Genomic DNA, 26,444 nt, shown 5'->3' on the forward strand with positions numbered 1-26,444 from the left:
CAGTTAGCTTCCCCATGACTACAATCGCGATCATTGGTGCAGGACGCGGCCTTGGTGCCGCCGTGGCACGACGTTTCGGCGCAGAGGGATTCTCCGTTGCGCTGATCTCCCGAAGCCAGGCCAAGGTGGACGCCCTTGCCGAAGACCTCGGCAAGGCCGGAATTCCGGCCCGGGGCTTCGCCGCCGACGTCCGCAATCCGGAATCGATCGCCGCTGCCCTCGAGGCTGCGGCCGAAACCCTCGGCCCGGTCGAGGTGCTGCAGTACAGCCCCCTTCCGCAGAAAGACTTCATGCGGCCCGTCCTTGAGACGACGGTGGCGGACCTCAGGGGTCCTGTTGAGTTCTCCATCTACGGGCCGGTCGCCGCAGTCCACCAGGTACTGCCCGGAATGCGGTTCCTTGGTGAAAACCGAGGCACCATCCTCTTCGTCAACGGCGGATCCGCCGTGAAGCCCGGACGCGGTGTCACCGGAACCTCGGTGGCGTTCGCCGGACAAGCCGCTTACGCACAGCTCCTCAACGAGGTCCTCGGCGAGGAGGGCATCCACGTATCGCAGCTCATCATCGGCGGCCGCATCATCGAGGGTGATCCGGAAAAGGATCCCGACGTTCTCGCCGGCGTCCTCTGGGACCTCCACACCCGTCGGGACACCTTCCGCCGCCAGATCAACGCGGACTGAACCTCGGCGGACTGGTCACAGGGCATGGGGCCCGGGAAATCGGGCGTCTTGTTCTGTCACGGCGCTTAGTCCTGATCCGTCCTAGAGCGCTGACGGGTGCGGTTGCGCGTGGCCGAGGGTCCAGTCCAGCGCGTAATCGGCCACCTCTTCCCACCCCGGTTCGGCGCAGGTCCAATGCGCCCTGCCGTCAAACTCGTGATACTCCGTGAGGGCGGGCGATTTGGCCCAGTGCCTGGCGTTGGATTTATTCACCGACGGAGGCATGATGTGGTCTTCACTGCCTCCGATAAACAGCAGCGGTGCCCTGTCGGTGGAGTAATCCACCCATGTCTCCTGATGCCCCGGCTGAAAATTCGCGAGCAACCCGTACGCCCACACCCAGTTCCCGGGAGCGGCAATAGCGTACCGTTCGTATGCGGCGTCGGAGTCCTCCCGGCTCAGCGTATTGGTGAAGGCGTAGTGCCATTCCGCCGGGCTGAATCCCACCGCTTTATGGAAGTTGGCAGGATTTTTCAGTGCGGGGAAGAGTGCGCGGGCCTGGGACAGCGGGGTAACCCTCACCCCTTCGGTTGGTGCCGAGTTGATGGCAGCACCGGCAACCCCCAATCCCCGGGCGAGCAGCATCTGTGTCAGGAGTCCTCCGAAGGAGTGGCCCATGATGATGGGCGGACGGGGCAGGTCCCCGATGACGCCCGTGAGATGATCCAGTGTCTCCGGCACGGTAACCGCGGCGATCACGTCCGGGTTTTCGCGCAGTGCCTCAACCTCTATCTCGAAGCCCGGATAGGCGGGCGTCAGGACGGTGAAGCCCTTTGCCTCATAACGGGCTTTCCATCCTTCCCAGCTGCGGGGCGTCACCCAGAGCCCGTGGACCAGCACGATCGTATCCGGGGTGTTGGAACCGTTCATGGTGCCCCCTTCGGAGCGCCGTTGGATTAGGCGGAAATGAACGTATGCCGCAGGATACGTAGACCCTGCGGGATGGAACAATCCTGGAAGTCATTTTTCCTTGCGGAACCTGTCACTTCCGTGCAACCGTGTACACGTCGTCAAGTGGTCACGAGGCTCAGATACCGGTCGGTTCAGAACGGCGACGTGGAGGCCACGACGCCAGTGCTTAGAACGGGGGCATCGGTGCTGGACTGGCATCTTTCTGCCCGGAATCCCTTGCCTGCTGGGCATCGAGGGGATCCGTTTCCTGTTCGGCAGCCGGGTCCGGCGGTCCGAGTTCCAGGAACGGCTCTGTGCGATAGACCCGGCCGGTCGGAGAGGTCCACTCGATCACCCCGGGCACCGGTTGCCAGGCTTTCCAGAAACCCAGGGTCTTGAACCGGTGGTGCCGGCGGCAGAGGTGTTCCAGGTTTCCGTGGTCGGTGGGTCCGCCGCGGGCCCAGTCGATGGTGTGGTCGATGTCCGCGTTCGCGGTGCTGACCCGGCAACCGGGGAACCGACAGGTTCCGTCCCGGGCGCGGAGCCAGCGGCGTAGCCCGGCCGGGACTTTTCTACGCCGTCCCACCCCGAGGATTTCACCTGTCTGCGGGTTTTGGGCCAGCCCGGTCCATCCGACGGCGTTGCGGGCCAGCCTGCGGGCTTCTTCGGCGCTGATGGGGCCGTAGCCATGCAGCTCGCCGGGCTGGTCGTCGGCTCCGAAGAGGGTTTCGGCGCTGATCAGGACCATGATTTCCGCCCGCGGGATGATTCCTTCGTCTGGTCCTGATCCCGTGTCCGCTCTGGCCTCCATATCGGGGTAGCCTTCCAGTCCGCCGTCGTTCTCCGGGTCGCCGTCAAAACCGAGGTTTCCCTCGTTCTGTCTGGTTCTGTCAGTGTCGCCGCCGGTATGCACGGCCCTGCTGTTGTTTCCGACCTCGCCGGTGCGCCCGGTGCCGCGTTGACCCCCTCCCGTCGCGAAAAGTCCCCGATTGCCGCCCATCAGCAGCTGCGCCAGAATATCCGCACGGAGCTGGTCCGTGGTCCGGGAATCCCCTCCCGCCTGCTCGCCTCGCGCCGCAGTGCTGAGAGCGCTGTAAATCTGCTGCGCTTCCGCAGCCCGCAGATGGGCCGACAGGCAGGACATGCCGTCCTCTTCCCGGTCCAGGGTGACCATGCGCTGCTCGAAAGCGGTCAGGTGCCTTTTGCTGACGGTCTCCGGGAACTTCTTTTCGCGCAACCGCCGGGCTTTGGCCGAGAACTGCGCCCGCGTCTGACCCTCCGCAGCCGCCAACAGGTCCGCTTCGAACCCGGGAAGTTTCTCCGCGGAAACGTTCTGGCACTGCTCCAGCACCACCTGCGCATGCTGGTACGAAAACCGTCCCTCTTCCAGCCCGGACAAGGTCGCCGTATGGGTGCCGCACAGCTGGCCGGCTTCACTGAGGAGCCGCTGACCGGTCACCTGGGCAACATTCAGAATGGCGGCGCATTCGGACGCCGCGACGCTGAAAGCGATCCCGGGTTTATCCCGCTCCGACGGGTCGAAGAAGTTATGCCGGAAGATTTGCTCCATCCGATTCAATAGTTGGGCCCGCTGCGCCTGCCCCCAGGAAATCAAATGCTCCACCCGGACCAAGGCCTCACCAACCATGGCTTCGTCGAAGGCTTCCAGGTTCTGCAACGCCAGCGTCCCGGTGAAACCGTCCGGGAAGGCACCAGCAGGACTCTCAGTTCCGCCGACAGGAGTGGTCCCGGCAGTAGTGGCCCCGGCAGGTTCGGCGGCCAATTCCGCCCGGTATACAGACAAGGTTATCGAAGAGCGGGGCGCATTTGCTTCACCAGGCTGCCCCTCCGGCTGCTGGTCTTTATTGCCTGGCTCTTCGGTTGTCGGTTCGGTATTCCCGAGCTGATCCATATCTCAGGATTTCATCCCGCACTGACATTCCAGGCCGAAAAATAGGCCGAAAACAGCCGTCAAAAAAACCAAAAATACCCGTCTTTCGCACCCAACTACTTGCCCGCAGCTCCGGCATCGTCAGTCACGGTCGACAACCCGCCCGAGCTCAACCCGACGCCAGCGAAGACATGGTTAGGTGGGCCGGCCTGGCCGCCAACCGGGCTGGGCAGGGGGCTGGAAACCGGTTCGCCGTCGCCCGACAAGGCGGTTCAAACGTGGCGGCTACCTGCACCAAGGCACCGGTGCCCTCGAAGGCACCGGCGCCCGCCGCCTCCGCCACGCGGTCGGTACCGCAGACGAAGAATGAACACGAACGGCAGGGGCGCAGGTAACCATGATCGATTGCAGCCCGCCAAAGACGGCACACGTGCGTTTGCCCTGGCTCCAGCTTTTCCGCTAACCCTCTTGACTCACCGAACCCGTCAATCTAAGTTGACGCTTATGGAAGACCATTCCCCCTTGGCCGCCGCGGCGGCGAGTCCCGATCCGGCCACCGGGCTGCGCGCCGTCGTCGCCCTCGGCAGGCTGCGCGACCAGCTCGAGGCCGTGCAGGTTGCCAATGCCCGGGCGCAGGGCTGGTCCTGGCAGGCCATCGCCGACCAGCTCGGCATCAGTAAGCAGGCAGTGCACCAGAAATACAACCGGAAAGCGAAGTAGCGCCATGTTTGAACGGTTCACTCAGCAAGCCCGCCAAAGTGTCGTCTTTACCCAGGAAGAAGCCCGCACCTTGGAGGCGACCCAGATCCTCCCGGTGCACGTGCTGATCGGCGCGGTGTCCGCCGTGGAAACATCCACCCCTCGGCTGGCGTCCGTACTGGCCGAGTGTGGCCTCACGACAGCGCAGCTCCGTGCGGACCTACGCACCATGGGCCCGGACTCCGGGTACGACGACGCCGCCGCCTTGGAATCCGTCGGTATCGACCTGGACGAGGTGCGCCGCGCCGTCGATGCACAATTCGGGGAAGGCACCCTGGACGCCGCCGCCGGTCCCGCCCCGCGGCGTCGTCGCCTGTTCGACTCCCTCAAAGGCGGGCACCTGCCCTTCAGCAGCGGTGCGAAAGCCGTACTGACGAACAGCCTGCGTGAATCAACGGCTCGGAAGGACGGCTACATCGGGACGGAACATCTACTGCTGGGAGTCCTCCGAGGCGCCGACCCCGCAGCCATGTCCCTGATCAGTCGACACGTGGGGCCGGAAGACCTGAGGGTTCGGATTCTCGGCACCATGGACGCCGCGGCCTAGGTCTCAGGCGCGGCCCAGCACCGCCACCAGGAAGTCCGACTCTTCATTGAACGGCCGCAGGTCCCACGTGGAGAACCGCTGCGGCACTTCGAGCCCTGCAGCGACGGCGTCGGCAAAGAAGGCCTCGAAGGCATACCCGCGTTTTCCGCCGAACCCGATAACCACCCGGCCGTCTGCTGCCAGGTGCTCGCGCATCCGGGACAGGACGTCGACGGCGGTGCCCGGTGCCAGGAAGGTCATCACGTTGCCGGCGCAGACAATCACGTCGAACGGATCAGTAACGCCCTCCGCGGGCAGGTCCAGCTCGGCCAGGTCACCCACGAGCCACTGCAGGTCCGGGAAGTCCTGCCGGGCGGCGTCGATAAGTTCCGGATCGACGTCGACGCCGACAACGGCATGGCCACGCCGCGCCAGTTCCCCGCCCACCCGGCCGGGACCGCAGCCGGCGTCGAGGATCCGGGCTCCCCGCGGCAGCATGGCGTCGATCAGCCGGGCTTCGCCGTCGAGGTCCTGGCCCTGCTCCCGCATGGCTTCGAACCGCGAGATATACCAGGCGGAATGCCCGGGATTCTGCCGCTTTTTCGCTTCCCAGAGGGTTTCGTTTCGCATCTTCCAAGCCTACGTCGCGAAACCGGCGGCCGGTCAGCCAACAGGGCTGCCGGCCGCCGGGCCCAGACTCGTCAGCCTAGGCCTGGACGGACTTCTTGCCCTTGCGGTACTGCCCCATCGACTTGAAGTAGTGATTCGACGGGGTCAGGAACAGCAGCACCGTTGCGGCCAGCGACAGCAGGACGGACACCAAAGTCACCCAAGCTGCCGGGTAGACCGTCACGACACTCGCGAAAAACTGCACCCGTGTGTTCAGCGCGGTGGAAATCACGACAAGGATAAGGACGATCCGGGGCCAGCCAAAGCCCATCCGCGACAGCAGGGCAATCGCCGTAAGAATGATGGCGGTGCTGACACCCGACCACACATAGCTGGAGATTTCTTCGGAGGTCCACCAGGGGATGTTGGCCGTACCGAAGATGGACCCCACTTCCTCCTTGTGCTTCTCGGTGTTCACGGCAGCGATCCCCACCGGAATCCGGATGAGCACCAAAGCCGCCGCAGCGATCAGCAGCCAGAAGGCGGTCTCCACCGTCTTCGGCCGCGCCGGTGCGGCTGCGGGAGCTGTAGCGGGCGTTGCCGGCTGGACTCCTGCGTAAGGATTGTAATTGGCGTCCTGCGCCATTTTCTCGGACATGCTTCCCCCATAAAGCTGGCTGATTCCGCGGCAGGTTTGCCGGGACGGTAGGTAAGCCTATCGGACAGCAGGCTTCCTTTTGCACACACAGGCCGCCACCGCGGCGGAGTTAGTCTGCATCCCGGTACAGCCATTCCCCCCGCCGCATGACGCCGCGGAGATCCAGGTCCGGACCAAGGACGAGCACGTCCGCAGCGCCACCCTGTATCAGCTGTCCAATCTGCTGCTCCATCCCGAGAACCCGGGCCGGCACCAACGCAGCTGCGGTAACGGCATCCGCCAGGCTGACACCGGCCCGAACGCTGTTGCGCACCAGGTCGAGCATGGAAGCCGTCCCGCCGGCAATCGCTCCGGTGTCCGATGCTGGACTCCTCGCACACCTCCGGTTCGGCCGTCGAGTTCGCTGACGTTCCCACTTGGAACGCTGCGCACAGCGGGTTCGCGTGGGAGTGCTATTTGGGCGGTTCGCCTGCGAGCGCCTATGCGGTTCCGGCTCGCGCAGAAGATCTACGCAGCCTGCCGCCTACCCTCATCCAGGTGGGCGAGCTGGACCTGTTCCGGGACGAAGACATTTCCCTCGCCGCCCGCCTGCTGCAGGCAGGTGTGCCCACCGAGCTACATGTGTATCCCGGCGCCTATCACGGGTTCGAGCTGAACTGTCCGGACTCGCATGTTGGTACCCAAAGCCTGCGCGACCGTGACCACGCGCTGGTCCGGGCCCTTCACGATTCCGGCGCCGTCGATTCCCCCGCAAACTACTCCTCCCCCACCAATACCCCGATGGAAGGTTCCCCGCTATGAGGCTTGAAGGCTGGCAAATCATCATGGTCGTCGTTCTGGCGATAGTCCTGTTCGGTGCTCCGAAGCTGCCCGGACTGGCGCGCAGCATCGGCCAGTCCCTGCGGATCTTCAAGTCAGAGGTGCGGCAGCTTAAAGACGAGAACAATGCACCCGAAGCCGTGGCGGAACCCCTGGCTGGCGGCACGGTTCCAGCTGCCGCACCCGCGCCGGTACCAGTGCCGAAGGACAACTTCCCCTCCGCTTCCCGATAAAAAACACCAGCACCCGGGTTCCAAGCCGCCCATGTGGGGCAGGATAGGTGTACCCAGCCGGGACCGCTTGGCCCCGGACCGCACAGAGGGAAGGCATTATCCAATGGCAGATCTAGGCGGCATGGCAGACAAGGCAAAAGACGCAGCCAAGGACAACCCGGAGAAGGTTGACCAGGTTAAAGACAAGGCGAAGGACGCCGTCGACGGAAACAAGGACGACAAGAAGTAGTAACCGTCGTCGATCAGAGCCGGACCGTCCCCGCGGGGGCGGTCCGGCTCTTTGCAGAACTCGTTGCCGAACCGAGTCAACACCCCCGGGGGTCGGGGGAAATGGGGGAAGAATGTCGCTGAGCACGTCGCGGGTAAGCATCGTTGCGGATCTGCTCTCGTATGGAGAAGACGCCGCTGCACAGTGGGCGTGGGAAGCGCCCCGAGAGGTGCTGGAGGAGGTTCTGACCGTCGCAAGCTGGGTGCTCTACAACGGTCCTGGCCTGGCCGACGGTTCCAGCATGCTGATCAGCAAGGCGGTCGCCCTGGCGGGGGTCTACGTCCACGAATCCCGTCCCCGGGACCTGCACCGCAGGCGAAGGGATTTGAGGCTCTACACTGCCACCGTCGCCAATGACACCCCTTACGCACAGGAGCGCTTCCTCGGCAGCGCTGACTACGATGCCGTCGGCCCGGATGCCCGCAGTTATTGGGGCCAACAGCAGCTGCCGCAGGCGAGCACCTGACCCGATTGTCCGCACCGGGGAATAGAACTCCGCCCGGGTTTCTTGTACCGCCCATGAAAGCAATCGTGTACTCCGCCACAGGCCCCTCGTCCGTCCTCTCCCTCGTTGACCGCGACGCCGCCGCCCCCGGTGCGGGCGAAGTGCGGGTCCGCGTTGCCGTTTCCGGCGTGAACCCCACCGACTGGAAAGCGCGCGCCGGCAGCAGCCTGGCGTTCCCCGAAGTGGTGCCGAACCAGGACGGCGCCGGGATTGTCGACGCCATCGGCGAGGGTGTGATCGATCTGCAGGTGGGCGACCGGGTATGGATTTACCTCGCCGCCCACGGCCGTCCCACCGGGACCGCCCAGGAGTTCACCGTCCTCCCCGCAGACCGGGCCGTACGGCTTCCGGACAGCATCGGTTTCGACGTCGCCGCCAGCCTCGGCGTCCCCGCGATGACCGCGCACCGCGCCCTCACCGTCCACGAGCACGGCCCGTCCCGGCTCGCCCCGGGCGCCCTCGCCGGACGCACCGTCCTGGTTCAGGGCGGCGCCGGAGCCGTGGGCCATGCCGCCATCCAGTTCGCCGCCTGGGCCGGTGCCACGGTGATCGCGACGGTCAGCAGCGACGCGAAGGCCGAGCTCGCCACCGCTGCCGGAGCGCACCACATTGTCCGTTACCCGGACGACGCCGAGGCCGACCGCATCCGGGAAATCGCCCCGGACGGCGTCGACCACATTGTCGAGGTGTCCCCCGCCCAGAACGCAGCCCTTGATGTAGACGTAATCGCGAATCACGGCAGCATCGCCTACTACGCCAACAACAACGGCGAGGAATTCACGGCGCCGATCGTTGCGAGCTTCGCGAAGAATGTCCGCTGGCAGGGCGTCCTTATATATACCGTCGGGACCCAGGCCCAGCACGCTGCGGCAGAGGACATCAACGCAGCACTGCAGGACGGCGCGCTGCCCGTCGGTGAGTCTGCGGGACTCCCCCTCACCTGGTTCCCCCTCGAGGAGACCGCTGCTGCGCACGACGCCGTCGAGGACGGAACCACCGGCAAGATCCTCATCCGCGTTGCCGACGAAACCGCCTAAGTTCGTGCATAACCCACGGAGGTGTCCAGCCCGTTCCTGAGGGATGAACCAAGGTTGAACAGGTAGCATGACGGTACTATTCTTCTTTGGCCCGGAGAGCGGGTTGGATGTCAAGGGTGTTCGGCGAAAAGGCTGGCATCTGGAACGTGAGGTATTTCCATGTCTGGCCAGATTCTTGACGTGACCCGCCGGGTTGGCGTCGTCGTTGGACGCGTCTTGGTCTACGTCCTGATCTGGCTTGGACTTGTGCTGCTTATTGCCGCCCTCGGCATTCGCTTCTTCTGGGGCGAAATCTCCGTCGGGCAGATGCTCCTGAACCTCGTCTCGGTGGAGACCGACGGCGGAGGCGGGGGCATTGTCTGGCTCGGCATCCTCGGGGTCGGCGTCCTGCCTCTGCTTATCACCGGCGGGATCGCCCTGTGGCAGTACTTCCGCCGCCGCAAGCGCCGCAACGGGGAGGACACGAGTCCCCGCCGTTCACCGTGGGTTATGCGCACGGTCTCCACCGTCCTGGTGGGCGCACTGGTCATTGGCGGCACCACGGCCTTCGCCAGCACGGTGGGCATGGCCGACTACATCAAGGCGGCGAACTCCAAGTACAACATCGGCGACTACTACGTGGAGCCAACCGTCACCGGGGCCGAACAGAAGCGCAACCTGGTGCTGATCTACCTCGAGTCCGGCGAGGGCACCCTCGCAGATGACCAGCTCTTCGAAAAGGACGCCTTCGTTCCCCTCAAGGATGCTACCCAGGCCTCCGCCGGCTGGCAGAGCGTGGAGAATTTCCAGCAGTACGAGGGAGGGGGCTGGACCATGGCCGGGCTCGTCTCGACGCAGTGCGGCGTCCCTCTGAAGGGTGTGGGCTCCGCCGAGGAGAGCAATGACGCAAGCAACCTCGACGACGACGGCGACACTTACCTGGCCGGGACAACCTGCCTCGGCGATGTCCTGGAAGAGCAGGGGTACACGAATGTTTTCCTAGGCGGCGCCAATGCCTCGTTCGCTGCGAAGGACACATTCCTGGGCACCCACGGCTACTCCGAGGTGAAGGACCTCTCCGACTGGCGCGACGCCGGGGAACCGGCAGAGAACTTCCGCAAGGACTGGGGCCTGAGCGATGAACGCCTCATGGCCCATGCCAAGGAGGAAGTCGACAGGCTGCACGCCGAGGCGGACGAAACCGGGAAACCGTTCAACCTCTCCATGCTGACGCTGGACACCCACGAACCGGTGCACGTCTACGACTACTGCGACGTGGACACCGAAAACAACGTCACCTCCGTGTTCGCCTGCTCCATGACCGAGGTGGCGGGCTTCGTGGACTACATGGAACAGCAGGGGTACCTCGAGGACACCGCCGTGGTGATCATGGGCGACCACCTCAAGCACATGAGTGCCGGCGACGCTTTCCACGAGCAGCTGGACCATCACACCAACCGCACTATCTTCAACCGGGTCTGGGTTCCGGGCCAGGCAGGCAGCACGCTGCGCCCCGGTGTCGACCAGCTGAACATGTACCCGACCATCCTGGAAGCCGCAGGCCTGACCCTGAAGGATCATGAGGCCGGGCTGGGCGTATCCGCCTTCACCTCAGAGATCCCTGCCAAATCGGCGCAGGCCATGGAGCGCGAGGCCTACGTCGAACTGCTCGAATCGCTTTCCCCGCAGTTCTACACGGAGGCCTGGGCCGGGCGGTAGGGCCCCAGGCAGGCTTGGCCTCTTCGCCTGCCACGGGCCCGGCTGCTGTGCATGTATGGTTCAGAGTCAGGAACCGCTTCGGTTCCGCTACAGGAGCGAACATGTCTGACAAGTCCCCGCGCCAAGCAGCATCGAAAAAGTCCGGAAAGTCCATCAAGGAAAAGCGTGCCGATAAGAAGGCCGCAGCGGCTCCCCCCGCCCTCGACAAGGCCGCCGGCGCCAAACCTGCACCGCCCAAAAAGAAGTGAACCGCCCCGTGGAGCGTCTCACCCTCGGCGTCCTTTCCAGCACACGCAAGCCCGATGAGCGGCGTCTTGCCATCCACCCGCTACATCTGGAACGCATCGCCCCTGAGGTTCGGCGGCAGCTGCTCCTGGAAGAAGGCTACGGAGAAAAGTTCGGCGTTTCGGACATGGACCTGAAGCCGCTCGTTGGCGCTGTGCTCCCGCGGGCACAGATCGTGGCGGAGGCCGACGTCGTCCTCCTCCCCAAGCCGCAGCCCGAGGATCTGGCCGAACTGCGGGACGGGCAGACCCTCTGGGGCTGGCCGCACTGCGTCCAGGACCGCGCCGTCACCCAGCTGGCCATCGACAAAAAGCTCACGCTGATCGCCTTCGAAGCGATGAACCACTGGGCCAGCGACGGCGGTTTCGGCCTGCACGTCTTCCACAAGAACAACGAGCTGGCCGGGTACTGCTCCGTCCTGCATGCCCTCAGCCTGACCGGCTCCACCGGCGCCTACGGCCGGCGGCTCAGCGCCGTCGTCATCGGCTTCGGCGCAACGGCGCGCGGCGCGGTCACTGCCCTGAACGCCCACGGCATCCACGACGTCCAAGTCCTGACCAGCCGCGGCGTCGCGGCGGTTGGGGCTCCCATCCACTCGGCGCGGATTGTTCAGTTCGACCGTGACGACAGCACTCCGTTCCTCAGCGAGGTCATCACCGAAGACGGGCGGGTGCCGCTGGCCCCGTTCCTTGCCGAGAGCGACATCGTGGTCAACTGCACTTTGCAGGATCCCAACGCCCCGCTGACCTACCTGCGCACCGATGACCTGGAGGCTTTCCGGCCCGGCAGCCTGATCGTGGACGTGTCCTGCGACGAAGGCATGGGCTTCGAGTGGGCGAAAACCACCACCTTCACCGACCCGATGTTCGAGGTGGGCGAGCACATCAACTACTACGCCGTCGATCACAGCCCGTCCTACCTTTGGAACTCCGCGAGCTGGGAAATCAGCGAGGCGCTCCTGCCCTTCCTGGAAACGGTCATTGCCGGTCCTGCGGCGTGGACGGAGAACGAAACCATCCGGCGGGCAATCGAAATCCGCGACGGCGCGATCCTCAACCAGGACGTGCTGCAGTTCCAGCAGCGGGAGCCCGCCTACCCGCATGCGGCGCTGGGTTCCTGACCGGGTAGCGCGAAGCCGGCGTCATCATCTGGGACGATGTCCTCCATGAGTACAGCCGCGGCCGCCAGGAACGCCGAAGATGCGGCTTCCGGCGCGCCTTCGCCCCCGGGCCGTGGTTCCGCCGCGCGGGCCAGCGCTGTTATGGCGGCGGGCACCGTCGTGTCCCGGGTGCTCGGCCTCGTCCGGACGGCGCTGCTCGCCACTGCCATTGGCGCCTCGGCCGGGGTCTCGGACCTGTTTTCCTACGCCAACGCCCTGCCGAACTTCATCTACCTGATGCTCGCCGGCGGTGTGTTCAACGCCGTTTTGGTTCCCCAGATCGTGCGGGCCAGCCGGCAACCGGACCGGGGTGCCGACTATGTCAGCAGGATCCTGACCCTCGCCGTGGCGGCGCTGCTGGTCCTCACGGTGCTGGTGACGCTGGCGGCTCCGGTGATTATCGATGCGGCGACGCGTTTCACGGACGGGAACCTCGCCCTGGCCACGGCGTTCGCCTACTGGTGCCTGCCGCAGATCTTTTTCTACGGGTTGTATGCCGTGCTGGGCCAGATCCTGAACGCCAACCGCTCCTTCGGTCCGTACATGTGGGCTCCGGTGGTGAACAACCTGGTGTCCATCGGCGCGCTGGTGGTGTTCCTGTCGCTGATGGGTGCCGAACAGTCAGAAGGGTATAAGCCGGAAACGTGGACGCCGGCGCATACGGTCCTGCTGGCGGGCGGCATGACACTCGGCGTCGCCCTTCAGGCGCTTCTGCTGTTGATCCCGCTTCGACGCCTGAAACTGGGCCTGAAGCCGAAGTTCGGGCTGCGCGGCACGGGACTCGGACGAACCGGACGGCTGGCGTCCGTCACGATCATCACGATGCTCCTCGGCAACGGCCTGTACTTCGTCAATCTCTACGTTGCCACCATCGCCTCCGACGCCCGGCAAGCCCTCACCGATCAGGGCCGGCCGGCCCGGATCGCGGGTCTGGCAAACCTGGACATCGGTGCCATGGTCTACCAGCTGCCGCACGCCGTGATCGCCCTGTCCCTGGCCTCGGTAATGTTCAACCAGCTTTCCGCTGCCTATGCCGGCGGCAACCTTCCGGAGGTACGCGCTGTGCTGTCCCAGGGGCTGCGCATCACCGGTGTGGCCACGGTGTTCGGCGCGGCGGCCCTGCTGGCGTTCGCCGGCCCGCTCGGAATGCTCTTCAGCGAATCACCCGAGGCTGCCACGCTCAACGGAATCATCATCGCCATCCTCGCCGTAGGAGCCCCGTTCCTGAGCGCCAATTTCCTTCTCGGCCGGGTGTTCTATGCCGGCGAGGACGTGAAGACCCCGCTGAAAATCCAGCTGATCCTGTCCGGAGTGGGGGTGGTTCTCGCCGTCTTTGCGGGCGTGCTTGATCCCCGGTTCATTGTGCCGACGCTCGCCGTCGCCTATTCCCTCGGCAACGTGACCGCCGTCGTCGTCAGTCACCTCTTCCTCACGCGGGCGATTGGCCCTTACGGCGCCGGCCACATCTTCGATGCGCACGTCCGGTTCGCGGTTGCCGGCATCGTCGCCGCCCTCGCCGGGACGGCCGTGTCCTGGGCGTTCGGCGGGTACGACGCCGGCGGGTACCTTTGGCAGTCCAAGTTCCATGCCCTTGTGGTGCTCGCCCTGGGTGGCGTTGTGATGGGTGCCGTGTACCTGGGCATGCTGAAACTGCTTCGGGTGGCCGAACTCGGCCAGCTTGCCGGGTCGCTGCGCACGTTGGTCCGCAGATGAGTCGGGCAAAGAGGCAAAGAACTGCGGCGGTCCAGTCGTGCCGGACCGCCGCAGTTCGGGCCGTTAGCCCTAACCCTTCAGTGACCGGGAGAGTCCGCCCAGGAAGTCGCGGAAGTAGCATCCGGTGACCTGAGCCTCCGGGTTCATGTCGTAGGCGTGGTAGGCCCCCGGATACACGTGCAACTCCGTGGGCACGCCCGCCGCGATCAGCCGCTGGGCGTAGTCAATGTCCTCCTCGAGGAACAGATCCAGGGCACCGACGCTGATGAATGCCGCCGGCAGCCCCGCGACAGTTTCTACGCGCGCAGCGGCCGTATACGGTGAGACACCCTCACCCCCGGGCTCGTGTCCGAGGATCGATGCCCAACCGAACCGGTTGTCTCCCGGTGTCCAGAGGAACTCACCGGCGTACGGGTGCGGATCACGGGTGCTGGCCGTCCGGTCATCGAGCATGGGGTAGATGAGCAGCTGGTAGGCGATCGGAAATTCGCCGCGGTCCCGGGCCAGGATCGCCAGACAGGCGGCAAGCCCACCGCCGGCACTGGCACCGCCCACGGCGATGCGGGCTGCGTCGATCCCGAACTCGTCGGTTTTGCCGTGAATCCAGCGGAGTGCCGCATAGCAGTCCTCCACCAGGCCCGGCGCAGTAGTCTCCGGAGCGAGCCGGTAGTCGACCGATGCCACGGCGGCGCCGGTCTCGGCAACAATCCGACGGCAAAGAATCTCGTCTGCGTCCGCTGATCCGATGACGTATCCCCCGCCGTGGATCCAGACCAAGGCCGCAGACGGGGTGGTCGCCTTGTTTTTCGGTTCGTAGTAGAGGACCCGTACATCGGGGTCGCCTTCTGCCCCCGGGACCAGGTACTCGGTAGTGGTCACGTCGGGGAAGAGTTCGACGGGGTCTGGTGCCCCCTCGACCGGCGCGCCCATCATTGCGCGGACAGTCGGAAGTGTCTCCGCCGAGAGGTTCAGGGCCGGAAAGACATCGAGCAGGTCGACAATCTCGGGGTCGATCAGGTGCCGTGAACTGGTGGTGGTGGGTTTCAGGGTCATGGTGTCCTTCATTCGTGAGGTTATCGGGAAGTTTTAGTGCTGTTGCGGATGTCAGGAATCGGCCGGAACGGGGGTTTTGGCGTCAATGTCTCCAGCTGCACTGACGTCGTTCCGCGTGGTGAGGTTGAAGCCGCGGTAGCCGTCGCGCGCAACCTCGTCACACAACGTCCGGTAGGCGCCGACGCCTCCGACATAGGGCATAAAGACTCTGGGCTTGCCCGGGATGTTGGCGCCCATGTACCAGGAGGCTGCCCTGGGATACAGCGTCATGTTGGCCACCTCGTTGACGTGGTCCCCCCAGGTCTCCTCCGCGGCCGGGTCCGCCTCGGTCCGGATAATGCCGTGCTCACGGGCATAGGCAATGTGGTCGGCAACCCAGTCCACGTGCTGCTCGATCGAGACCATCATGTTGCTCAACACAGAAGGGCTCCCGGGTGCGGTGATCATAAAAAGGTTGGGGAACCCCGCACTGGCGATCCCCAGATAGGTGCGGGGGCCGGCTATCCACTTGTCCCGCAGCATCACCCCGTCCACTCCTTGAAGGGCAATCGCATTGAGGGGACCGGTCATCGCGTCGAAGCCGGTGGCGAAGACGATGTCATCCACCTCGTAGAGTTCGCCCGCCACCACAACACCATGCTCGGTGATCCGATCGATCGGTGTCTCCCGGACACTGATGAGGGTCACGTTGTCCCGGTTATATGTCGCGTAGTAGTCGGTATCGACGCAGATCCGCTTCGTTCCGATCGGGTGGTCCCGGGGCATCAGCAGTTCGGCGACTTCGGGGCGGCCAACGATCTCGCGGATCCGGTCGCGCACGTATTCCGCCACGACCTCGTTGGCTTCGGGGTTCACCGCCGTATCGAGGAACGCGGACATGAAGCCCGCCCCGCCGTAATCCCAGCGCTGGTTCATCTCGCGGGTTCGGACCTCGTCTGGCAACTCGAGAACGTGGCCAATGGGGTCTGCGGGGTTCGTTCCGCTGGGCGACATCCGTGCTGCCTGCCGGAGTTGGTCATACTCGCTCTTGGTCTGTTCAATCTCGTCCGCTTTCAGCGGCCGGTTCACCGCCGGCACCGAAAAGTTGGGCGTCCGTTGGAACACCGTGAGATGGGCCGCCTGGGCAGCAATCTGCGGGATGGACTGGATTCCGGAGGACCCGGTTCCGATCACGGCCACCCTGCGGCCGGTGAAGTCGACACTCTCGTGCGGCCATTGGCCGGTATGGTACGTGGGCCCGCGGAAGGTATCCATGCCCTCAAAATCCGGTACCCGTGAGGCTGAAAGGCAGCCAACGGCGGTGATCAGGTACCGCGCGGTACTGACGGCCCCGTCGTCGGTGCTCACGACCCAACACTCCCGGGCCTCGTCATACCGTGCGCTATCGACTGAGGTGGAGAAGGCGATATCAGCACGTAGGTCGAACCGGTCGGCAACGTGGTTTGCGTACCGCAGGATTTCCGGCTGGGTGGGATAGCGCTCGGTCCACTCCCATTCCTGCTGCAGTTCCGGTGAAAACGAATAGGAGTAGAACAGGGACTCAACGTCGCAGCGTGCCCCCGGGTAGCGGTTCCAGTACCAGGTCCCGCCGACCCCCTCCCCCCGTTCAACTACGCGCACCCTCAACCCCAGGTCGTCACGCAGTCGCTTCAACATGTACATGCCGGCGAACCCTGCGCCTACGATCATGGCGTCAAAATCGGTTGCCTGCCCGCCCGATACATTCATCGAGACACTCCGTCCTTTTCCGGCGTCATTGCCGGCCCAGGCCTTCTGGTGCACCTCAGTCTGTACCGTGCCCCGTTCGGCGTCATGGGCCAAGTGGCGCAACAATGTGCGCCATCTGGCGAGTTACCCGTCGGCTGAGTCGCGTACGCGCCGCAGGCACAGGGCGATGAACAGCCGGTTGCGGCCGTAGGGTTCGGTAATGGTGAACCCCAAGGCCTGCTCGGCGCGTTCGACCCGGTAGGCCACTGAATTGTGGTGCAGGTAGACCGAACGGGCTGCCTGCCGTACCGACTCCGTCGCTGCGACCGCCTCGAGGATCCGCAGCATGTCCGCACCGTATGCCACACACAACCTGTCCAGGACGTGAACGTCCTCAACCGTGTCGATCTGTTCCCGCGTCAGGTAAGCCGGCAGCAAGGCATACCCACCCATGGAGGCTGTATCAACGAGCACCGCTTCACTCCTCGAATACGGGGCACTGTCATGAGTGGCAGGAAGCGCGTAGCGCAGCCCGAGCAGTACCAGCCGATGCGCTGCCGGCAGGTCCACGACGTGGACGCCGCTCGCGAATGCCATCCGAACGCCCATCGGCACGGCAAGGCCGGGCAAGACCTCCGGCAGTCCCATGGCGACAAGGATCAGTGCCTTCCCGTCGTCGTATGTACCCAGTACCGAGGCGACTGTCCCGATCCGCGAAACCAGTTCCTTCACCCCACCGTCCGGACCTTTGACAGCAGCAACAGTGAGCAGCTTCGTCCCGGACATCCCCAGCTGCATGGCAGCATTGAGCCGGGCATCCGGGCGCCGGGCCTGATCGAAAACCGCCTCGATGGCTGGCCGGACGGCGCCGGCAGGCCGACGCAGCGCGACCATCAGGGTCACCCCCAGCCGCCGCAGAAGCAGGTTCTCCTCCAGGCCGGGCTGCCCTTCCAGCCAGACCCGCAGGCCGTCCAAGAGACAGCGGGCCCCGGCAGGTACGGTCACCGATTCCCACCGGACCGCCCCATCCGGATCGACGGCGAGCTTCACTCCGTCCGGTGTGCACAAACCGACCCCGCGGCCAAGCACCTTGGCAACACTCTCCAGGACCGTCGATGGATCAGCATCCCGTTCCATGAGCTCGTCAAAGAGATCCCAAATCTCATCCGGTCCGGGCGCTCCGGCACCTTGGCATGGGGGCGCTTCCTCGCGCGGGCTGTCCGAACCGGTCAACATACGCGTCAGGCTAGCCCGTCAGGAGTGTTTCCGCGACGGGTTTTCACCAGGCCGGAATACTTGTACACTACCGAAGCCATGCCGCAAAGAATGTGGGACCGGTGCCTTCTCGAGGCCGGTAGGGCACACTGGTCGCGTGAACGCTATCCCCTGGGTGCTGCACGTCGACCTCGATCAGTTCATCGCCGCCGTCGAAGTGCTCCGGCGGCCCGAGCTGGCCGGCAAACCGATCATTGTCGGCGGCCGGGGCGACCCGACCGAACGTGCAGTGGTGTCCACCGCGTCCTACGAGGCCCGGGCGTTCGGCGTCGGATCGGGCATGCCGCTACGGATTGCAGCCCGGAAGGTGCCCGACGCCGTCATCCTGCCGGTCGATGCCGAGGCCTACCTCGAGGCGTCGGACGCGGTGATGGCCACCCTGCGCGCCCAGCCCGGCGCCGTCGTGCAGGTTTTGGGCTGGGATGAAGCCTTTGTGGGGGTGGTGACGGACGATCCGGAAACCTACGCCCGCCAGCTCCAGACCGACGTCCTGGACCGCACGCAGCTGCACTGCAGCGTGGGCATCGGCGACACCCTGATCCGCGCCAAGAACGCCACGGATTTCGGCAAGCCCGCCGGCATTTTCCGCCTGACCACCGCGAACTGGCTCGACTTCATGGGCGAACGGCCCACCAAGGAGCTGTGGGGCGTCGGGAACAAGATCTCGGGCCGGCTCGCGAAGCTGGGGATTCATACCGTTGCCGAGCTCGCCGCGGCCGATCCACAGGCGCTGGTTCCGGAGTTCGGGCCGAAGATGGGCCCTTGGTACAACGAACTCGGGCGCGGGGACGGCAGCAGCGTTGTGGACGACACCCCATGGGTGGCCCGGGGACACAGCCGGGAAACTACCTTCCAGCAGGACCTCACCGAGCCGGCCCAAGTGGACGACGCCGTGCGGGAGCTGACCGCGCAGGTCCTGAAGGACGTGGCGGCGGAAGGGCGGCCGGTGATCGGGCTGACCCTCAAGGTCCGGTACGCGCCGTTCACCACCAAGACGCATGCGAGGAAGATCCCCGAGACCTACGACCGGGAGGACGTCCTCACCAGGGCCTTGGATCTCGCGGGCGCGATCGAACCCGGCCGACGGATCCGGCTGCTGGGCCTGCGGGCCGAAATGGCGATGCCCGACGACGCCCGGAAGGGTCACACGCCTACGCGCGGCGGGTGGTGAAGGCCGCACGCTCGTTTTGACGCTCCTGTGTGACTGCTGCCATAGTCGACGGGTGAACTTGTCAGGGAGCCGAACAATCGGACAGCATGAGTAAGCACCTGCGAGCGCTCCCCAACTCACTCTGCGGCAATTCAGAAGCTGAGTAGGCGCCTGTACATCCAAGAACTCCCTGCTTTCCCCTGCCCTAGGGCAACCACGCCCTGACCCGGCGTGCGGACCCTGTACCGAACCTGGGCTGTTCACCGCCGAGCAGCCCACCGAACTCTTGAGCCCACGGCACCCGCGCGGCTGAGCAAGCAAAGGACCCCCATGACACAGCCATCACCGGTCACGCAGAGGCCGGCGATCCCGGACTCCGCGAGTGCGGCGAACGCGCCTGAGCCCACCTTCCACCACGAGGAAGAGGGCTACCACAAGGGGCTCAAGCCCCGCCAGGTCCAGATGATCGCCATCGGCGGCGCCATCGGCACCGGGCTGTTTATGGGTGCCGGCGGCCGGCTCGCCACGGCAGGGCCGTCGCTGGTCATCAGCTACGCGGTCTGCGGCTTCTTCGCCTTCATGATTCTGCGGGCCCTCGGCGAACTGGTTATGCACCGGCCCTCCTCCGGCTCGTTCGTTTCCTACGCGCGCGAATTCTTCGGCGAGAAGGCAGCCTTCGTCACCGGCTGGCTGTACTGGCTGAACTGGGCGATGACCGCGATCGTGGACATCACCGCCGTCGCGCTGTACATGAACTTCTTCCGGAAGTACTGGCCGCCCATCGCGGATGTACCGCAGTGGACCTGGGCCCTGGCCGCCCTGATCCTGGTACTTGGATTGAACCTCGTCAGCGTCAAGGTGTTCGGCGAACTTGAGTTCTGGTTCGCGCTGATCAAGGTGGTGGCATTGGTTTCCTTCCTGATCGTGGGCATCTGCTTCGTCATCTTCGGCACCCCGGTGGACGGCCAGCAGGTCGGCTTCAGCCTCATCTCGGACAACGGCGGCATGTTCCCCAACGGCCTGCTGCCCGCCGTCGTCGTAATGCAGGGAGTGGTGTTCGCCTACGCCTCGATCGAGCTCATCGGCACGGCCGCGGGCGAGACCGAGCACCCGGAAAAGATCATGCCCAAGGCCATCAACACGGTGATCGTGCGCATTGCCGTGTTCTACGTCGGCACCCTGGTGCTGCTCTCGCTGCTGCTGCCCTACAGCTCCTACAAGGCCGGCGAAAGCCCGTTCGTCACGTTCTTCGGCTCCATCGGGGTGGACGGTGTGGACGCGATCATGAACCTGGTGGTCCTGACGGCAGCGCTGTCCTCGCTCAATGCGGGCCTGTATTCCACCGGCCGCATCATGCGCTCCATGTCCATTGCCGGCTCAGCTCCGAAGTTCGCCGGGCGGATGAACAGGGCGGGTGTCCCCTACGGCGGTATCGCCTTGACGGCGTTCGTTGCCCTGCTCGGCGTCGTCCTCAACGCCGTTGTCCCCGCCCAGGCCTTCGAGATCGTCCTGAATGTCGCGTCCCTGGGCATCATCAGCACCTGGGCCATGATCGTCCTGTGCCAGATGGAGCTGACGAAGCGGGCCCGGCGCGGCGAACTGTCCCGCCCGTCCTTCCGGATGCCCGGCGCACCCCTGAGCGGCTGGATCACGCTCGCGTTCCTTCTCGCCGTGCTGATCCTGATGGCCTTCGATTCGCCGGTCGGCACCTGGACCATCGCTTCCCTGGTAGTCATCATCCCCGCGCTGATGCTCGGCTGGCGGCTCTGCCGCGACCGCGTCCTGGAACTCGCGGCGGTCCGCGACGGCGACGCCGGGGTGTTCTCTGATTCCAGCCGCCCTGAAGCCACGTATTGATCAGGTAGCCCTCGCGCACTAGTCTTCCGCCGAGAGTTACTCCGCTCAAAAGAACGGTGCGCATGTCGAGATGTTCGCTGAAACGCGGCGACCGCGCGGTGTTGCCGGGCCAGGCCCGGTTCTCCACGCGGCCCGAAAGGCCGGCGTGGTCCTGGGACGGATTCTGTTATACGTCCTAATCTGGGCCGGGCTTGCCCTGCTCATCGCAGCCGCGGGCATCCAATACTATTGGGGCGAGATCTCCGTGAACCAGATGATGCTCAACCTCGTTTCCGTGGAAACGGAAGGCGGAGGTGGAGGCATTGTCTGGGCGGGCATCATGGGCGTCGGTGTTGCACCTGTGGTGATCACCGCCTTGATTGCCCTGTGGCAGTTCTTCCGACGCCGGAAGAGCTGCGGGCAGCCCCGCCGTCCTCGGTGGATTCGGCACACTGTCTCCGCTGTCTTGGTCGCCGCGGTGGTCGTCGGCGGTGTTACGGCTTTTTCCGCCACGGTTGGCGTGGAGAACTACATCAAGGCGGCCAACTCCGAATACGACCTCGTCGACTATTACGTGGAGCCGACCGTCACCAATACCGAGCACAAGCGCAACCTGGTGGTCATCTATCTGGAATCCGGCGAGGCACTGCTGGGGGACGACCAACTCTTCGAAAAGGACGCGTTCGCTCCCCTCAAGGAGGCCACGCCGGCCTCGGACGGCTGGCAGAGCACGGAGGGGCTCGTGGAGTTTGAGGGCGGAGGCTGGACCATGGCCGGCGTTGTCGCCACACAGTGCGGCGTACCGTTGAAGGGCACCGCGCCCAGGGTGGACGGACTCGCGCAGGTAGGTGAAGGAGTCAGTACCTATCTGGGCGGGGTCACCTGCCTCGGCGATGTTCTGGCCAGACACGGCTACACCAGCGTCTTCCTAGGCGGCGCGAATTCCTCCTTCGCCGCAAAGGACATCTTCCTCAGCAGCCATGGCTACTCCGAGCAGAAGGGCCTCGCCGACTGGCGCTCCGCCGGCGAACCGGAGGAGAACTTCCGCAGTGACTGGGGCCTGAGCGACGCACGGCTGATGGCCCATGCCAAGGATAGGATCGACGCGCTGCACGCCGAGGCGGAGGCGACGGGCCAGCCGTTCAACCTCTCCCTGCTGACGCTGGACACCCACAAGCCGGCGCACGTCTTCGACTACTGCAACGTGGATACGCAGTACACGGACATCTCGGTGTTCTCCTGCTCCATGACCCAGGTGGCCGGGTTCGTGGACCATATGAAGGAAAAGGGCTACCTCGACGATACCGCCGTGGTGATCATGGGCGACCACCTCAAATACCTGAGTGCCGACGACGCTTTCCTCGAGCACTTGGACGGCGGCAGCACCCGCTCCATCTTCAATCGGATCTGGATTCCCGGCCGTGACAAGAACAGCGCTCTGCGCTCCGGCCTGGATCAACTCAACATGTACCCCACGCTCCTGGAAGCCGCCGGCCTAACCCTGAAGAATGATGAGGCGGGACTGGGAGTGTCCGCCTTAGCCGAGCGGGTTCCGGGGAGTTCGGCGCAGGCAATGGACCCCAACGCGTATACAGAACTGTTGAATTCTCATTCGCCGAAGTTCTATAGAAAGGCCTGGGCGGGTGAGGCCGCCGTCCGGTAGTACCCGGACCGTTTCCCCTAGCGCCCAGATGCAGGTGCAGCAACCGCAGGCCCACCCGTTGTTCCGGCGGGCCCTCCATTTCCAAGTGCATTCAGGTAGTCTCGCTGCATCCTTGATCCATCGTCCAGCTCCGCGGTGCAAGCCGATTTCCCAGGATGAGCCGTCTCTGTGGAAGGACCAACATGACGGATGTCAGTGAGCACCCCGCCCAGCGAACCGGTGACGTGCCGCGCCTTTCCGACTCCCAGTGGCAGAGACTCCTCGGTATGGCCGCGCCGACCGACGTCAACGCCGGCGACTACGTCTTTCGCGCGGGGGACTTGAACTATCCAATGATCCTCGTGGAATCGGGGGCCGTTGAAATGGTGCGTGACCCGTTGTGGTGGGACGAAGAAACCGTTCTCAGCACTCTGGGGCCACGCTCGTTCGGCGGTGAACTCGGGCTGCTCAACGGACAGTCCGCGCTCCTGTCGGCGCGGGTGAAGGAGTCCGGGCGGATCCGGCGGCTGGCCCGCGAGGACCTCCGGCTGGTTATGAACCAGGACGATGATCTAGGCGGGATTGTTCTCCATACTCTATGGGAACGCCGCGAAGCGCTTCGGCGGGGCCCTGCCGCCATGACGCTGAAGTTCATCGGGACGGAAGCGTCGAGCGAACTGCTGGCTCTTCGACGCTTCGCTGAGCGTCTGGATTTGATTCATACCGTCTTCGTCGTCCCGCCGGACGGCATGGGTGCCCTCGATGGCCACGGCATCGCAGCCGATGATCTGCCGGCAGCGCTGATCCAGGGCAAGCTGATAAAACGTGCGACGCCGGGGACTATCGCGGAGCGGCTCGGGTTGAGTTACCAGCCCCATCAGGAGGGCGCGACGGACCTGCTGGTCGTTGGCGGTGGACCTGCCGGGCTCGCGGCGGCCATCTATGCAGCTTCCGAAGGGCTGAGCACCGTGGTGCTCGACGCCGTCGCGCCCGGCGGGCAGGCGGCGTCGACCTCTCGAATCGAAAACTTCCTTGGTTTCCCCTTTGGAGTGGCCGGCGGAGACCTCATCCGCCAAGCCACACTGCAGGCGATTAAGTTCGGGGTGAGGATCTGGGCACCCTGCGATGCGGTGTCGCTCGAGACTATGAATGATGGCCTCAAGCTCACGCTGGGTGACGGCGCTACCCTCCATACCCGCACCGCCTTGATTACGTCCGGGGCCGCCTACCGAAGTCTCGGAGTGCAGGGGTGGGAGGACTTCGAGGGACGCGGAATCTATTACGCCGCTACCAGCCTCGAGGTGCGCCAAGTCGCAGGTCACCCTGTGGTTGTCGTTGGCGGGGCGAACTCGGCCGGCCAGGCCGCGCTCTATCTCGCATCCCATGGCTGCCCGGTCCATCTGGTGGTGCGGGGAACTGACGTTGGGGCACGGATGTCCTCCTACCTCGTGGACCGCCTGCGGGAGGATTCCCGGATCCATATCCATACCGAGTCGAACATCATCGGCCTGGACGGTGGCTCCGGCCTGGAGTCGGTCCGCATCGACACCGCCGGGCCGGTCGAGGCACGCGGACTGTTCTGCTTCATCGGAGCCGACCCTGCCAGCGCCTGGCTGCCCACCCTGGACAGGGACACTGCGGGATTCATCCGTACAGGAACCGATATTGCCATCCAGTCCCTGGAGCAGTGGCAGCCGCTGGGCCGTGAACCTATGCCTTTTGAAACCTCCACCCCGCGCGTCTTTGCAGCGGGCGACGTCCGTCACGGCTCCATGAAGCGCATCGCGGCAGCGGTGGGCGAAGGGTCCAGCGCCGTCGCCTCCGTGCACAGGGCACTTGGCGACCCTGCCAGTCTCCTCGCCCGCCCGACACGCTATCTCCGGTAAGGACGTGCAGGAAGGCGGGGAACCCGCAGCTTTTTAACATAAGTGAGGCCCCCGATGAATTACCGGGGGCCTCACTTGGTTCAACGGATGTTACTTGACGGCAATGAAGACCTTGTCACCGATAAAGCTTGGCCTCACGGCGAGAACGCCCTCGCCGGCTGTTGCTGTCGGCACCTGGAACGCAACATTTCCTGTTGCGGTGCCATTCGTGTAAAGCGTACTGCTGCTATCGAAAGGCTCGGCCACGGAAGCGTAGTTGTCGTAGCTGTTCACCGTTGTGCCGTCCGCTGTTACATATTCCAAGGACACGAGTCCCGGCATTTCCCCGTTTGGCTCGTCACCCAGATAGGTGGCGGAGTAGTTCACGAGAATATATTCCGATCCTTCAGCCGGGGGCTTGTTGAACTGGTTGGCAGCAAGGACTTCATCCGTTGCCGCAAGAGTGACTGAGTTCACGACGATCCGCCATTCATCGTTTTCAATGACGGAGCCAACCGAATAGGGGTTCGCGCGTGTTCCCTCCTGGCCGGAAGACTCCCCATCCTTGCCAGTTGCTTTTTCGGCACTGTCCGACGATTCGACGACGGTGGTGTCGCCGTTATCCAGCGCCTGATCAACAGAACTTGAAACGACAACGAAGAAGACGATAAATCCGACGATCGTCCCGACGACCGACAGGATCAGGGCGGTGATGCCCATCCACTTGGATTTGCCCTTGAGGAACAAGGACACGAGGCCCATTACAAAGGCGATGGGGAGCAGGATCCAGCCGACAATCAGAACACCTGGAATGCAGGCAAAAATGAAACCGATTACTGCGGCGATGAGCGCGATCAGCCCAACCACATTTGACTGCTTTTCCGACTTGGTTTGTCCGGGCGGCGGCGCCCCCTGCTCGTAATATGTGGGCATTGGTTGCTGAGAGGGTGAGACTTGCTGTGAGCCGCCCCCAGGAAACTCTGGTGTTGTCATCTCCCAATAATGTCAGACGCCGCATTGCATATATTTATGACACGGCGTTATTCTTCACATTCTCTTGCCTTGCGGTCCGATCTTCTCCTGCCTTCGTCGTCCCGGCCAAGCCCCGGGGTTGCAGGACGCGGCCGCCTAATCCCTACAGACGGACGGTCCCCTCAACGCAGCCCGTGACCTGTCCGCCAACCCAGATTTTCCCCTCGCTGAGACTGATGTGCACCCGTCCCTGCCGTCCGAGAACTGTTCCCTGTGATGCCGTATAGGGCGGGACGGCCAGCCCTGTGTCGGTCAGCCAGCGCGCCAGACCCGCGTTCAGGCTGCCGGTCACGGGGTCTTCCCAGACGGGATCTCCCCCAATGAAGGCGCGCACCTCGAACTGGGTTTCCTCCGTGGACCCGTAGGGCCCCACCACACCGATTTCCAGATCGCCTGCCTTTGCCGGGTCGGGCTGCAGGCTCAGGACTTCCTGTGCAGAGGAAAGCCGAATCCCAATCCATCGAGGACCGTTGACCAGCCACGACGCATCAAGAATGTTCTCCCGCGGGATCCCCAGGATTTCCCCTATCCGTTGGACGAGCCGTTCGTCCAGGGGTTCGTAGCGGGTGAGGGGCGGCACCTCGAAGGCCAGCTGCCCCTCCTCCACCCGGATCCGAATCAGCCCTGCCGCGCATTCCTGGATGACCGTTCCGCCGGGCCGTGGTGATCCCCCGGCGTCCAGCCAGGCCTTGGCTGATCCGAGGGTTGGATGACCGGCGAACGGCAGTTCTTCCATGGCGGTGAAGATCCTCACCCGGTAGTCAGCCTCCGGTGTGGTTGGTGACAGGAGGAACGTCGTCTCCGAGAGGTTTGTCCAGTTGGCGAACCGCTGCATCTCTTCGACGCTCAAGCCGTTGGCGTCGTGAACCACCGCCAAGGCATTGCCCCGATACGGCTCAGAGGAGAAGACATCGACTTCGCTGTAGGGGCGCACTTTCATGCCGCTACTGTAACGCCGCCACTGTAACAAGGTGCCTCCGGCGGGCCTGGCGCTGAGGCCCGCGCCAATCCATCCTGGTGTTCAAACCCCCGGGAATTCAACGTCTGGCGCGACGGTTATACAGGGGTAGAACATCTGCTTTTGGTGGCAGCCAAAACCGGGAGCAGAGTCCAC

Annotated in this window: 26 protein-coding genes; 16 read left to right on the forward strand and 10 right to left on the reverse strand. The window is 64.5% G+C overall.

The features are described from left to right. The first annotated feature begins 14 nt into the window (after nt 1-14). A complete protein-coding gene (locus tag LOC56_RS14760; RefSeq protein ID WP_229953029.1) occupies nt 15-680 on the forward strand; it encodes an SDR family NAD(P)-dependent oxidoreductase in 666 nt (221 codons plus the stop codon). 81 nt (nt 681-761) lie between these two features. Here the strand turns inward: LOC56_RS14760 and LOC56_RS14765 are convergent, their stop codons facing one another. Further along, nucleotides 762-1,589, reverse strand: a complete 828-nt coding sequence (locus LOC56_RS14765) for an alpha/beta hydrolase (RefSeq protein ID WP_229953030.1) — start codon at nt 1,587-1,589, stop codon at nt 762-764. A 208-nt stretch (nt 1,590-1,797) separates the two neighbouring features. Further along, nucleotides 1,798-3,393 (reverse strand): HNH endonuclease, encoded by a 1,596-nt coding sequence (locus LOC56_RS14770; RefSeq protein WP_229953031.1) that lies wholly within the window; start codon nt 3,391-3,393, stop codon nt 1,798-1,800. A gap of 612 nt (nt 3,394-4,005) precedes the next feature. On the opposite strand from LOC56_RS14770, the gene LOC56_RS14775 reads away from it, so the two are divergent. Together LOC56_RS14775 and LOC56_RS14780 are read left to right on the forward strand one after the other, a co-directional pair. After that, nucleotides 4,006-4,221, forward strand: a complete 216-nt coding sequence (locus LOC56_RS14775; protein WP_146363983.1) for a helix-turn-helix domain-containing protein — start codon at nt 4,006-4,008, stop codon at nt 4,219-4,221. A gap of 4 nt (nt 4,222-4,225) precedes the next feature. Further along, on the forward strand, nt 4,226-4,807 hold the full coding sequence (locus tag LOC56_RS14780) for a Clp protease N-terminal domain-containing protein (RefSeq protein WP_229953032.1): 582 nt from the start codon (nt 4,226-4,228) through the stop codon (nt 4,805-4,807). Between the two features lie 3 nt (nt 4,808-4,810). Here the strand turns inward: LOC56_RS14780 and LOC56_RS14785 are convergent, their stop codons facing one another. The 3 genes from LOC56_RS14785 to LOC56_RS14795 form a co-directional block, all read right to left on the reverse strand. Further along, the gene (locus LOC56_RS14785) at nt 4,811-5,416 is read right to left on the reverse strand and encodes a class I SAM-dependent methyltransferase (protein ID WP_229953033.1); all 606 of its coding nucleotides are present in this window, start codon (nt 5,414-5,416) and stop codon (nt 4,811-4,813) included. 76 nt (nt 5,417-5,492) lie between these two features. After that, nucleotides 5,493-6,053: a hypothetical protein gene (locus LOC56_RS14790; RefSeq protein ID WP_229953034.1), complete on the reverse strand. Its 561-nt coding sequence runs from the start codon at nt 6,051-6,053 to the stop codon at nt 5,493-5,495. 109 nt (nt 6,054-6,162) lie between these two features. Continuing rightward, nucleotides 6,163-6,366 carry an amidohydrolase family protein gene (locus LOC56_RS14795; RefSeq protein WP_229953035.1) on the reverse strand — a complete coding sequence of 68 codons (204 nt, stop codon included), beginning with the start codon at nt 6,364-6,366 and terminating at the stop codon, nt 6,163-6,165. A 47-nt stretch (nt 6,367-6,413) separates the two neighbouring features. Here LOC56_RS14795 and LOC56_RS14800 point away from each other — a divergent pair, with 47 nt between their 5' ends. The 9 genes from LOC56_RS14800 (at nt 6,414) to murJ (ending at nt 13,770) form a co-directional block, all read left to right on the forward strand. Next, a complete protein-coding gene (locus LOC56_RS14800; RefSeq protein WP_229953036.1) occupies nt 6,414-6,854 on the forward strand; it encodes an alpha/beta hydrolase fold domain-containing protein in 441 nt (146 codons plus the stop codon). Beyond that, the gene (gene tatA, locus LOC56_RS14805) at nt 6,851-7,105 is read left to right on the forward strand and encodes a Sec-independent protein translocase subunit TatA (protein ID WP_229953037.1); all 255 of its coding nucleotides are present in this window, start codon (nt 6,851-6,853) and stop codon (nt 7,103-7,105) included. Before LOC56_RS14800 ends, tatA begins: the two co-directional genes overlap by 4 nt. A 103-nt stretch (nt 7,106-7,208) precedes the next feature. Beyond that, the gene (locus LOC56_RS16235; RefSeq protein WP_257793697.1) at nt 7,209-7,334 is read left to right on the forward strand and encodes a hypothetical protein; all 126 of its coding nucleotides are present in this window, start codon (nt 7,209-7,211) and stop codon (nt 7,332-7,334) included. A 112-nt stretch (nt 7,335-7,446) separates the two neighbouring features. After that, nucleotides 7,447-7,839, forward strand: coding sequence for a hypothetical protein (locus LOC56_RS14810; protein WP_229953038.1), 393 nt, complete (start codon nt 7,447-7,449; stop codon nt 7,837-7,839). A 53-nt stretch (nt 7,840-7,892) separates the two neighbouring features. Next, nucleotides 7,893-8,915, forward strand: a complete 1,023-nt coding sequence (locus LOC56_RS14815) for an NADPH:quinone reductase (RefSeq protein ID WP_229953039.1) — start codon at nt 7,893-7,895, stop codon at nt 8,913-8,915. A gap of 159 nt (nt 8,916-9,074) precedes the next feature. After that, nucleotides 9,075-10,613, forward strand: coding sequence for a sulfatase-like hydrolase/transferase (locus LOC56_RS14820; protein WP_229953040.1), 1,539 nt, complete (start codon nt 9,075-9,077; stop codon nt 10,611-10,613). Between the two features lie 101 nt (nt 10,614-10,714). Further along, nucleotides 10,715-10,861, forward strand: coding sequence for a hypothetical protein (locus LOC56_RS14825; protein WP_227924133.1), 147 nt, complete (start codon nt 10,715-10,717; stop codon nt 10,859-10,861). Between the two features lie 8 nt (nt 10,862-10,869). Then, complete coding sequence (locus tag LOC56_RS14830; RefSeq protein WP_229953041.1) at nt 10,870-12,018, forward strand: N(5)-(carboxyethyl)ornithine synthase; 1,149 nt, start codon at nt 10,870-10,872, stop codon at nt 12,016-12,018. 45 nt (nt 12,019-12,063) lie between these two features. Then, a complete protein-coding gene (gene murJ / locus LOC56_RS14835) occupies nt 12,064-13,770 on the forward strand; it encodes a murein biosynthesis integral membrane protein MurJ (protein ID WP_229953042.1) in 1,707 nt (568 codons plus the stop codon). Between the two features lie 69 nt (nt 13,771-13,839). Here the strand turns inward: murJ and LOC56_RS14840 are convergent, their stop codons facing one another. The 3 genes from LOC56_RS14840 to LOC56_RS14850 all read right to left on the reverse strand — a co-directional run bounded on the left by LOC56_RS14840 (nt 13,840) and on the right by LOC56_RS14850 (nt 17,766). Next, nucleotides 13,840-14,823 carry an alpha/beta hydrolase gene (locus LOC56_RS14840; RefSeq protein WP_229953043.1) on the reverse strand — a complete coding sequence of 328 codons (984 nt, stop codon included), beginning with the start codon at nt 14,821-14,823 and terminating at the stop codon, nt 13,840-13,842. Nucleotides 14,824-14,874: 51 nt separating this feature from the next. Further along, nucleotides 14,875-16,551: a flavin-containing monooxygenase gene (locus tag LOC56_RS14845; RefSeq protein WP_229953044.1), complete on the reverse strand. Its 1,677-nt coding sequence runs from the start codon at nt 16,549-16,551 to the stop codon at nt 14,875-14,877. A gap of 123 nt (nt 16,552-16,674) precedes the next feature. Then, nucleotides 16,675-17,766, reverse strand: coding sequence for a PucR family transcriptional regulator (locus tag LOC56_RS14850; RefSeq protein WP_229953045.1), 1,092 nt, complete (start codon nt 17,764-17,766; stop codon nt 16,675-16,677). Nucleotides 17,767-17,902: 136 nt separating this feature from the next. Here LOC56_RS14850 and LOC56_RS14855 point away from each other — a divergent pair, with 136 nt between their 5' ends. The 4 genes from LOC56_RS14855 to LOC56_RS14870 all read left to right on the forward strand — a co-directional run bounded on the left by LOC56_RS14855 (nt 17,903) and on the right by LOC56_RS14870 (nt 24,319). Then, on the forward strand, nt 17,903-18,976 hold the full coding sequence (locus tag LOC56_RS14855; protein WP_442860111.1) for a DNA polymerase IV: 1,074 nt from the start codon (nt 17,903-17,905) through the stop codon (nt 18,974-18,976). Nucleotides 18,977-19,285: 309 nt separating this feature from the next. Continuing rightward, nucleotides 19,286-20,812: an amino acid permease gene (locus LOC56_RS14860; RefSeq protein ID WP_229953046.1), complete on the forward strand. Its 1,527-nt coding sequence runs from the start codon at nt 19,286-19,288 to the stop codon at nt 20,810-20,812. Nucleotides 20,813-20,957: 145 nt separating this feature from the next. Continuing rightward, the gene (locus LOC56_RS14865) at nt 20,958-22,454 is read left to right on the forward strand and encodes a sulfatase-like hydrolase/transferase (RefSeq protein ID WP_229953047.1); all 1,497 of its coding nucleotides are present in this window, start codon (nt 20,958-20,960) and stop codon (nt 22,452-22,454) included. 182 nt (nt 22,455-22,636) lie between these two features. After that, complete coding sequence (locus LOC56_RS14870) at nt 22,637-24,319, forward strand: FAD-dependent oxidoreductase (RefSeq protein WP_229953048.1); 1,683 nt, start codon at nt 22,637-22,639, stop codon at nt 24,317-24,319. 90 nt (nt 24,320-24,409) lie between these two features. Here LOC56_RS14870 and LOC56_RS14875 read toward each other — a convergent pair whose 3' ends face one another. Together LOC56_RS14875 and LOC56_RS14880 are read right to left on the reverse strand one after the other, a co-directional pair. Further along, the gene (locus LOC56_RS14875; protein ID WP_229953049.1) at nt 24,410-25,291 is read right to left on the reverse strand and encodes a DUF4352 domain-containing protein; all 882 of its coding nucleotides are present in this window, start codon (nt 25,289-25,291) and stop codon (nt 24,410-24,412) included. Between the two features lie 142 nt (nt 25,292-25,433). Next, nucleotides 25,434-26,270 (reverse strand): PhzF family phenazine biosynthesis protein, encoded by an 837-nt coding sequence (locus LOC56_RS14880; RefSeq protein WP_229953050.1) that lies wholly within the window; start codon nt 26,268-26,270, stop codon nt 25,434-25,436. Nucleotides 26,271-26,444: the final 174 nt, after the last annotated feature.

It is taken from the genome of Arthrobacter sp. zg-Y179, from assembly GCF_020907345.1.
GTDB classification, from domain to species: Bacteria; Actinomycetota; Actinomycetes; order Actinomycetales; family Micrococcaceae; genus Arthrobacter_B; species Arthrobacter_B jinronghuae.

Bases quoted from the DNA above. Each gene is read 5' to 3' on its own strand.
- LOC56_RS14760 (WP_229953029.1), top strand. From the start codon at position 15: ATGACTACAATCGCGATCATTGGTGCAGGACGCGGCCTTGGTGCCGCC.
- LOC56_RS14765 (WP_229953030.1), bottom strand. From the start codon at position 1,589: ATGAACGGTTCCAACACCCCGGATACGATCGTGCTGGTCCACGGGCTC.
- LOC56_RS14775 (WP_146363983.1), top strand. From the start codon at position 4,006: ATGGAAGACCATTCCCCCTTGGCCGCCGCGGCGGCGAGTCCCGATCCG.
- LOC56_RS14780 (WP_229953032.1), top strand. From the start codon at position 4,226: ATGTTTGAACGGTTCACTCAGCAAGCCCGCCAAAGTGTCGTCTTTACC.
- LOC56_RS14785 (WP_229953033.1), bottom strand. From the start codon at position 5,416: ATGCGAAACGAAACCCTCTGGGAAGCGAAAAAGCGGCAGAATCCCGGG.
- LOC56_RS14790 (WP_229953034.1), bottom strand. From the start codon at position 6,053: ATGTCCGAGAAAATGGCGCAGGACGCCAATTACAATCCTTACGCAGGA.
- LOC56_RS14800 (WP_229953036.1), top strand. From the start codon at position 6,414: ATGCTGGACTCCTCGCACACCTCCGGTTCGGCCGTCGAGTTCGCTGAC.
- tatA (WP_229953037.1), top strand. From the start codon at position 6,851: ATGAGGCTTGAAGGCTGGCAAATCATCATGGTCGTCGTTCTGGCGATA.
- LOC56_RS16235 (WP_257793697.1), top strand. From the start codon at position 7,209: ATGGCAGATCTAGGCGGCATGGCAGACAAGGCAAAAGACGCAGCCAAG.
- LOC56_RS14810 (WP_229953038.1), top strand. From the start codon at position 7,447: ATGTCGCTGAGCACGTCGCGGGTAAGCATCGTTGCGGATCTGCTCTCG.
- LOC56_RS14815 (WP_229953039.1), top strand. From the start codon at position 7,893: ATGAAAGCAATCGTGTACTCCGCCACAGGCCCCTCGTCCGTCCTCTCC.
- LOC56_RS14820 (WP_229953040.1), top strand. From the start codon at position 9,075: ATGTCTGGCCAGATTCTTGACGTGACCCGCCGGGTTGGCGTCGTCGTT.
- LOC56_RS14825 (WP_227924133.1), top strand. From the start codon at position 10,715: ATGTCTGACAAGTCCCCGCGCCAAGCAGCATCGAAAAAGTCCGGAAAG.
- murJ (WP_229953042.1), top strand. From the start codon at position 12,064: ATGAGTACAGCCGCGGCCGCCAGGAACGCCGAAGATGCGGCTTCCGGC.
- LOC56_RS14840 (WP_229953043.1), bottom strand. From the start codon at position 14,823: ATGACCCTGAAACCCACCACCACCAGTTCACGGCACCTGATCGACCCC.
- LOC56_RS14845 (WP_229953044.1), bottom strand. From the start codon at position 16,551: ATGAATGTATCGGGCGGGCAGGCAACCGATTTTGACGCCATGATCGTA.
- LOC56_RS14850 (WP_229953045.1), bottom strand. From the start codon at position 17,766: ATGTTGACCGGTTCGGACAGCCCGCGCGAGGAAGCGCCCCCATGCCAA.
- LOC56_RS14860 (WP_229953046.1), top strand. From the start codon at position 19,286: ATGACACAGCCATCACCGGTCACGCAGAGGCCGGCGATCCCGGACTCC.
- LOC56_RS14870 (WP_229953048.1), top strand. From the start codon at position 22,637: ATGACGGATGTCAGTGAGCACCCCGCCCAGCGAACCGGTGACGTGCCG.
- LOC56_RS14875 (WP_229953049.1), bottom strand. From the start codon at position 25,291: ATGACAACACCAGAGTTTCCTGGGGGCGGCTCACAGCAAGTCTCACCC.
- LOC56_RS14880 (WP_229953050.1), bottom strand. From the start codon at position 26,270: ATGAAAGTGCGCCCCTACAGCGAAGTCGATGTCTTCTCCTCTGAGCCG.